General features: G+C 37.6%; 1 protein-coding gene and 2 pseudogenes. 2 read left to right on the forward strand and 1 reads right to left on the reverse strand.

Going from position 1 to position 8194, the window contains the following annotated elements:
* Positions 1-516 precede the first annotated feature (516 nt).
* Together JCM17102_RS20380 and JCM17102_RS28660 are read left to right on the forward strand one after the other, a co-directional pair.
* Positions 517-1590: a tyrosine-protein phosphatase gene (locus tag JCM17102_RS20380; RefSeq protein WP_025076495.1), complete on the forward strand. Its 1074-nt coding sequence runs from the start codon at positions 517-519 to the stop codon at positions 1588-1590.
* Between the two features lie 107 nt (positions 1591-1697).
* A pseudogene (locus tag JCM17102_RS28660) lies at positions 1698-3619 on the forward strand (DEAD/DEAH box helicase).
* A 263-nt stretch (positions 3620-3882) separates the two neighbouring features.
* Here JCM17102_RS28660 and JCM17102_RS28665 read toward each other — a convergent pair.
* A pseudogene (locus JCM17102_RS28665) lies at positions 3883-7973 on the reverse strand (hybrid sensor histidine kinase/response regulator transcription factor).
* Positions 7974-8194: the final 221 nt, after the last annotated feature.

An 8194-nucleotide genomic window follows, 5' to 3' on the forward strand; every position in this document is an offset into this window, starting at 1 on the left:
TTCTCCTTTCATGAAATAAAATGTTTTTTTATAGCAAAGAATCTATAACCGCAAGCTCTGATTATGAAACCGCAACTTTTGATTATGTAATCGCAAGTTGCAGTTATATAACCGAAGCTTGCGGTTATAGTTTTGTATGAAAGAAAAGCAAGTTCTCTCCTAATAGAAAGCAAGTTTTCTATTAATAGAGAAGAAGTTTTCTATTAATGACCCATCCCCTGAATAATAAGCTTGGTTTAACTGACGAAGTTTATCCTCACCTCCCCCCCTGGCGAATAAGCGAATTCTCCATATCTTTATACAAATAAAACTGCAACCAATATCTGCTATTATATTTCTCGCGAACTGTTGAAGGCTGTATCCATTTGGCATACCACAAAAGATTTACCCCATAATGTTATACAGTTGTATAAACTTCTCTTAAATTACTATTAACTTTGACTAATTATCGCAAAGGAATCATCATATTTACGGGTAATTTCTATCTTTGCATAATAGATCTAAGACAAAAAAACTATGTATAAAAACCTGTTAAGCTGGCTCACAATTCTGTTGGTGTTTCCATCATGCACTGATAGCCGTCCTAATATATTAGTAGCATGTGAAGAAAACAATATAGGAAACTGTATTATTAAGTGGGAAACAAATCCAGCAATCGATGGACAGGTAAAAGTATACGCTTCCACCTCACCCGACCTGATTCCGGAAAGTTCTCCTGTAGCTATGGCCAACATTTCCGATGGTAAAATGACTATTATAACCGAAGATCCGACACAGCGTTATTATTACTTAATGACATTCAATAGCAAATACAGAACTGAGGTAGCCCCCCGGAACATTAATATTACTGGTATTCAAAACTTTCGTGACCTAGGAGGATATAAATCCTCCGGAACAAGAAAAGAAACACGTTGGGGCATGATTTACCGATCTGCACAAATTGACAGTATCCCGCCTTGTGCACGTCAGGAACTGGCTAACATAGGCATCCGTACGATCATAGATCTCCGTTCCGAAAGGGAATATCGTAATAATCCACCATTAAATGATAAAAGATTCAAGATTCTACATATCCCCATCCTCACCGGGAATTTAGAAAACATTCTTATAGGAATTCAACAGAAAAAAATAAAAACTGATACTATCAATCGGTTAATACAACAAACCAACCGAGAATTAGTAACCAATTACAAGTCACAATTCAAACAAATATTCACCTACCTGCTTAATCCTAATCATTATCCAGTAGTAATTCACTGTACATCAGGTAAGGGACGTACAGGTGTTGTTTCCGCACTGTTATTAGCATCTTTAGGAATCAATGAAGAGGATATTATGGAAGACTATCGTCTGAGCAATTATTATTTTGACATCGTGAAAGCCTCTAAATTTGCCTACAATCTACCCACTAATTCACAAGAAGCTATCACAACTATCTATTCCGCCAAAGAAGACTTTCTGAATGCCGCCAAAGAACAAATTGAAATGGAATATGGTAACGTACAAACTTACCTCAAGAAAGGAATAGGACTCTCTAATGAAGAAATAAAACAACTACGAAGCATTTTATTAACTAATATTAGATACTAACTAACAATAATGTGAAATCACCATGCACAATTATCCATTATCCTATTGTCTAATATCCATTAAATTGACTATCTTTGCAACCGAAATAAAAGATATACAGAGATTTAATGAAGACATTTGAAGAGCTTGGCGTTTCTCCGGAGATACGTAAAGCAATTGAAGAAATGGGATATGAGAATCCCATGCCGGTACAAGAGGAAGTGATTCCGTACCTTTTAGGAGATAATAACGACGTAGTAGCTCTCGCACAAACGGGGACAGGTAAAACAGCCGCATTCGGTTTGCCCTTGCTCCAACAGGTTGACGTAAATAAAAGAATTCCACAATCGCTTATCCTTTGCCCTACCCGCGAGCTTTGCCTCCAGATAGCGGGCGACCTGAACGATTATTCCAAATACATTAACGGATTGAAAGTGCTGCCTGTATATGGCGGTTCTTCTATCGATAGCCAGATACGCAGTTTGAAACGTGGTGTGCATATTATTGTTGCCACCCCCGGACGTTTGCTTGACCTAATGGAACGGAAGACAGTTTCACTGTCTACCATTCGTAACGTAGTGATGGACGAAGCGGACGAAATGCTGAACATGGGGTTCACAGACAGCATCAACGCAATTCTTGCGGATGTTCCGCAAGAACGTAACACGCTGTTATTCTCAGCTACCATGAGTCCGGAGATCGCTCGCATCTCGAAGAACTATCTACGTAATGCAAAAGAGATCACTATCGGACGCAAGAATGAAAGTACCAGTAATGTAAAACATGTCGTTTACACCGTACATGCTAAAGATAAATACGAAGCGCTGAAACGCATCGTCGATTATTATCCGCAAATTTATGGCATCATCTTTTGTCGTACCCGCAAGGAAACACAGGAGATTGCAGATAAATTGATGCAGGAAGGTTATAATGCCGATTCACTGCATGGAGAACTGTCACAAGCGCAACGGGATGCAGTAATGCAGAAATTCCGGATCCGTAACCTGCAATTATTGGTTGCTACCGATGTAGCTGCTCGTGGATTGGATGTAGACGATCTGACACATGTTATCAACTATGGTTTACCGGACGATACGGAAAGTTACACTCACCGTAGCGGACGTACAGGCCGGGCCGGTAAAACAGGAACCTCCATCGCTATCATCAACCTTCGCGAGAAAGGAAAAATGCGTGAAATAGAACGTATCATCGGCAAAAAATTCATCGCTGGAGAAATGCCGACTGCCTCGGGTATTTGCCAGAAACAATTAATTAAGGTGATCGATGACTTGGAAAAGGTAAAGGTAAACGAAGATGATATTGCGGATTTCATGCCGGAAATTTACCGTAAACTGGAATGGTTGAGCAAAGAGGATTTGATCAAACGAATGGTATCACACGAGTTCAACCGCTTCTCTGAGTATTATCGTGGACGTGCAGAAATAGAACAACCTTCTGATAGTGTGAACGCAGAGATAGGGATGGCAGAGAAGGGAATGCTGAAAAGAGAAACCGAAAAGGTGCTCCCGGTTTCACTCGTTTATTCATCAACATGGGTAAAACTGATAATTTCTTCCCTAACGAACTTATCAGCTTACTAAACAGCAACACACGTGGACGTATCGAACTGGGACGTATAGACTTGATGCAAAACTTCTCTTTCTTTGAAGTCCCGGAAAAAGAAGCAAACAACGTTTTGAAAGCACTGAATGGTGTGAAACGAAACGGACGTAAGGTTGTTGTAGAAGTAGCAGGTGATGAGAATGGAAAAGGGCGGGAAAGTAACGGCCGTTCCAGCGATTATAAGGGAGCTAAACGATATGGTAAAGGTGAGGAACGTACATCTTCACGCAATGGAAATAGAGATAGAAAAGCCAAAGATTCCTCATCTACCAAAGGTAATACAAAGAAAGAAAAACCAAGTCGTGAAAATCGTGGTTATTCCGATGCACGTGGACCTCTAAAGAAAGATGACTGGAAACAGTTTTTCAAAGATGAAGAGCCTAACTTTAGTGAAGAGGGATGGGCACGTAGAAAACCTAAAAAATAAAATATCGGTGGGCAACCGGAAAATCCGGTATTAGAAAAATAGAAAGAACTTTCTGTCTTTATAGTTTATCAACGAATATAACTAAATAAAGCTACAGAAAGTTCTTTTTTTATGTCCTACTGAAGAAAGCTAAACCTTGATACATAAACTATACTTTTGTCTCTTATAAACCTTAAAAGCCCCTTTCACTAATAAGATTTATTTCATCTAACAAAATTGGTTACCACCGCAGTACAAATTTACAATCTCCAATTTAGATATATTTACGCATTTACCGACTCCCCTTCTGAAATAGCCTGAATATCTTTCTTTTTCTTATTTCTATATTGTTTAGGGGTCATCTCAAACTTTTGAGCAAACACCTTATAAAATGTTCCTCTATTTGTGAATCCGGTTTTATCCATAATCTCTTCAATAGAAAGCTGTGTAGTAAGCAATAGACGCTCTACAATAGTCAGACGGTATTCCCGAATAATATCAGCAGGAGTCTTGTCGGTGATATTCTTTAATCGCCGATAGAATTGCCGCGTACTATATCCCAAAGAGTTACTAAGTAGTTCTACCGATAATTCAGAGTCTTGAATATGGCTGTCGATATTCTGCATCATCTTTTCAAAGAAAGCCTTATCTTCTTTATGCAAGAAATGACCATCATTCAATTCAAAAGCACTTAATACCGAACTATAATATTCTTTCAGATCTTTTTCACGTTGCATAAGCCTTTTCACTACCTTTTCTAGGTATTCTACATTAAAAGGTTTTGTAATATAAGCCTCAGCACCTGATTCGATGCCTCGCGTTTGCTCGTCGATATTATTAAGTGCCGACAACAGAATCAAAGGAATACGACTTAGCTGTTTATCGGATTTTAATTTCTTAGCAAACGACATTCCATCCATTCCGGGCATCATTACATCGGAAATAATCAAGTCCGGCAGCTGGAGAGTCAATTGTTTCAAGGCCTCATCTGCACTATACAAAGGAACAACATTGTATTTTCCGACGAAAATCTCTGTTACAAACCACAACATAGAAGGATCATCATCTATAATCATAATGGTTTGTTTGTTCTTATCATATTCAGTTGAAGTGTTCTGAAGCTCTATTATCTGTTCGTCGGAAGGAAGAACAGGTTCTTCTGCCAATTTTTCTTCCTCAACTTCGGTAGTTACTTCCAACATAGGTAATATTACCTCAAAAGTTGTTACTTCATTCGGTATACTGGATACATGAATCTGTCCGTTGAGCAAAGTCACCATACTATGACAGATTGCCAATCCTAAGCCATTTCTCGGAGAAATTCCATTCTTATTTTGCACCTCAAAGTTATCCAAAATCTTATAACGGTCGAAAATCTTAGTAAGATCAGCCTTTTCTATACCTTTCCCGGTATTGGAAATTCGAAAATAAAGTTGTTCTTCGTTTGCAAATAATTCAATCGCGATAGAACCACGCTCCGGAGTATATTTGAATGCATTAGAAATCAAATTACTCACAATCTTACTCAAGCAACTAATATCAGTATTCCAATTTACGCCTTCTTCTAGTTGTAAACGATAGTTGATACTCCGACTTTCAACCAATTCCCCAAACGATTCGGCAATGGTACGCACCTGTTCCGTAACGGGAATATGCCTAATATTAAGTTGCTTATGACCCGTCTCCAAACGCCGGAACTCGATCAATTCCAATATCAGTGCATTCAACTTCAATGCATTTTGCTGAATCATGGAAGCATATTTATGAATGTAACCGTCTACTTTGTTATATGAAAGGATTTTCTCACAAGGTCCGCTAATTAATGTCAGTGGAGTACAGAACTCGTGAGTAATATTAGTAAAGAATCGTAATTTCGACTCATACAGCTCTTCACGTTGTTGCTGGTTCATTTGTTCAATCATCACATTACGCTTCATGCGATAACGATTTACTACAAGCCAAATACAACCGGTCACAAGTACACTAAACAGAATGAAATAAATAATATAAGCATAGACAGTCATATACCAGGGAGGAGTAATTCGAATGATCAGTGAATATGGCCGACTCTCTTTTCCTGTAATATTGCTCCGATATTTCACCAACAAAGTATACTCTCCCGGAGATAAATTAGAGAAAACAGCCCTAGTTGAAAGTCCATTATCAATCCAGCTATCACTTAACTCATCTATTTTATAGGAATATGTATAGTTATTCCCATTAATATGATCGACAGCAAGGAAGGAAAGATTAAAGAAGTTCTGACTATAGTCCAGTACCAATGTCTCCTGTTTATCTCCTTTCAAGAAGTCGTATATGTTATATTCTTTACCAAAAATGGACAAGCGGTTGAAATATAATGCAGGCATATATTCTTCAGAAGTATGCTCGTTCTCACTAATTGTGATAAATCCATTGGTCCCACCAAAAAATAAGGTACCTGTATATTGATCTTTAAAGAAAGCCCCATCACTAAACTCTGTCACCTCCAGACCACTTTGTTGACGATATGTCTGTATGGTATTATCTCGTACCTTGAACCTCGCCATTCCTTGATTGGTACTTAACCAAAGATTATTATCTCTACCCTCCAAAATACCATGAATCGTATTATTCGGAAAACCATCCATCTGGTTATACACCCGATATTCTCCCTGATGTAATCGTGCTAGACCAAAACTCGTACCGAACCAATATCCTTGATCATTTTTATAAATAGCAAAAATATCATTTACCATCTGGTTCTTCACTACATCGTCAATGCGGCAAGGTGTCAATTGACAGGTATGCGTATTCATTTTATAAGCACATATCCCCGATTACCAAACCAAATAGTCGAATCGTTTTCCTGAAACGAAACAAAGAAATAGTTTGAAGCTCTTTTTCCACCATCCAAAACAAAACGCTTGGCAGATTTCACCTTAACTCCGTAGCTGGAAGTATCCAATATTATTTTAACAATTCCTTCTCCTACTGTAGCAATCCACAATGTACTATCATTGGTCTCCAAAATGGAATGGACATATTTCACTGTCTTATCATCTGCCAAAACCGGGAATTCCTTTATTTTCTTTTCCGGATACGAGTAATAATTAAGTCCGTTCTCCGTACCAATCCACAAACGATTCCACCGACTTGTTGCAAAACTATAAATAGAATTATGCGCTAAAGAGCTATTAGCAGTTGAAAACCTCTCTACTTGCGAAGTTATCTTTCCATCCTGATTAAAATTCTTCATTTTTAGAATTCCATCACCTTTTGTTCCAACCCACAAAGACTTCTCTTGATCCAGAAATAAAGAACGTACCGGATTATTTACCCTATATTCAGGCGCATTCAAAAGTACATTTTGAATGGAAAATTCATTGGTGAAACACATATAAATTCCTTGTCCGTCGGTTCCTACCCAGATAATATCCTGAAACCGATCCTTCATCAGACAAAAAATACCCGACTGAATATTGATAGGATGTATTGCATACTTTGACTTCGAATTCGATAAATACTCCAATCGAATCAATCCACTATTTTTAAAGCCGATGAAGAAATCATTTTTGTGTTTAATGATAGAGGAAACTTCTCCCCGGTGATGTATTTCTTCTTCTAAGTCTGCCACATAATACATCCTGCGATTACGCAGTTCACATTCATAAAGCGAATAAGTATTATCTATAAAATAAAGCATTCCATCCTCCACAAACGCCCATAATATAGGCTCAGGATGATTAAAATAGTTGCAAGGTATTAAGGAAACCTGATCTCCATTTTTCTCTATCATATAACTCCGGTTATCATTGCCCGAAGAGAACACCCAAAGAATACCGGAGCTATCAATTTTCAACTGTTGAACCTTCTCAAAATCAATCTTCTCAACATTAAGCCTCTGAAAATCTTTGGCTCCCGGATAATAATAGTAGATATAGCCGTCATCTTTAATAATAAAATAATCACCATCCGGACTTTTATCCATAAAGTTAATGTCCTTGAACTGTTTAAAACTCTGTATCGTTTGATGACGGATGTCAAAACGGTCCAGACCATAATTTGTCTGTATCCACATTACATCTTCTTCGCCTTCCATCACTCTATCTATCAGATTGCCGGAAAGACGATTATTTAAGTTAGCAGATTTATATAATCCCAGATAATTACCATCATAAACGTTCAATCCATCACAAGAACCGATCCATATCACTCCATGGCTATCTTGACACATAGAAAGAATGGCACTGTTAGACAATCCGTTCTTACTTGAGAATTGTCGTAACGTATATGAAGCATCTGCCTTCGGAGTGATCAAAAGGAGAGAAATAATTAGCAATAAAGTACTATTTAAAGAAAATCTCTTTTTTATCCTATAGTTGTGTTTCTTCATGAAGTGGTTTCCTAATTTTAAAACGTGATGTCCAATTTGTCGGAAAGATATGTAAAATAAGGAAAAGCTCCAAAGCCTATGCAGAAAAATCACCTGTAATGTCTCCTTTTTAATTGAATAGAAGTACGTATTTAGGACATTTATATATATTCTGACGCCATTTAAGCAACAATAGACATAAATGTCACAGGTTCGTATATGTTTTTATATCAATTTGCGAT

The organism is Bacteroides faecichinchillae JCM 17102, from assembly GCF_000614145.1.
GTDB lineage: Bacteria > Bacteroidota > Bacteroidia > Bacteroidales > Bacteroidaceae > Bacteroides > Bacteroides faecichinchillae.